This is a genomic window from Enterobacter cloacae complex sp. P16RS2 (assembly GCF_014982155.1).
Lineage (GTDB): Bacteria > Pseudomonadota > Gammaproteobacteria > Enterobacterales > Enterobacteriaceae > Enterobacter > Enterobacter cloacae_M.
In genome coordinates, this window is the sequence record NZ_JADCKW010000081.1 from 1 (window position 1) to 957 (window position 957).

Sequence of the window (957 nt, forward strand, 5' to 3'; positions counted from 1 at the left end):
GTTACCACTAAGTAACAAAATGATGATTCTGATAATGTCAGATAGTGGGAATGAGAATAAAACGATACCAAAGTAATCTAAGATAGGTACTAAGATATAGTTATAAACAAGAATACCAGTACACGCATAACCTAAAAATGATCTCCAGCCTTTTCCAGCCTTGATCTCTTCACGGTTTGTTTCCTGTGCTTCACTTGTTTTTTCTGTTTCAAGTTCGTCTTTTGACTTAGCAACTTCGGTTTTGTTCTTACTGATAAGACTTATACCGTTTTTGATAAGGTCAATGATAATACTTAACATATGTTATCCTTGTATTTGGCAAACACAAGAAACTACGCGATGACCTTTAAAGATGTGGTTGTAAGATAATAGTACCTTTACTTCTACTTGTTCTTTCATTAATTCAACCATCAATACATCATCTTCATTTACTTTAGGTGTTGTATGATGATGGAAGCTATATACGACTAAATCACCTTTTGTTTTATCTACTTTCTTTTTTATGAGCTTACTACCAGATAGTGCTTTATCATATGTTAATGTAACACTTACAGGTTGTATTGTCTGAAAAGAAAAATCTGTTAGTACAGAATGATCATAACATGGGAAATTTTCTAAGTTATCCATCTTACTTCCTCCAACGGTAATCAAACGTACCGCGTAATGTTCTTAATTGTTCTATTACTTGCTTCTCGGTTTCATCATAGAAATCAAACAATGGTTTTCTACCAACGGAACCATAATAACCAATCACCCTTTGTTCACGTGCCAGTTTAGGATTACGTTTAGAGGATTTCTTGGTAGTGTCGATTAAGTACGTGTTACCGTTCCTACTCTTCACCTTTTTGTATTTATCACTCTTGGTTCTTGAACGTAGCTGTGTAATGTTACCTTGCTTAGTTAACTTAGCATTCTGGTACGGTATAATCTTACCTTCATTGAAGTGGTCAACAAAAA

At 34.0% G+C, this 957-nt stretch carries 2 protein-coding genes and 1 pseudogene; all 3 read right to left on the minus strand.

Annotation, left to right across the window (positions count from 1 at the left end):
* Nucleotides 1-300: hypothetical protein (locus tag INF68_RS22945; RefSeq protein ID WP_032674394.1), on the minus strand; the 300-nt coding region annotated here is incomplete at its 3' end.
* Between the two features lie 3 nt (nucleotides 301-303).
* On the minus strand, nucleotides 304-627 hold the full coding sequence (locus INF68_RS22950) for a hypothetical protein (protein ID WP_128302283.1): 324 nt from the start codon (nucleotides 625-627) through the stop codon (nucleotides 304-306).
* A gap of 1 nt (nucleotide 628) precedes the next feature.
* Nucleotides 629-957, minus strand: a pseudogene (locus INF68_RS23385) (hypothetical protein); the annotation flags it as partial.

Bases quoted from the DNA above. Each gene is read 5' to 3' on its own strand.
- INF68_RS22950 (WP_128302283.1), bottom strand. From the start codon at position 627: ATGGATAACTTAGAAAATTTCCCATGTTATGATCATTCTGTACTAACA.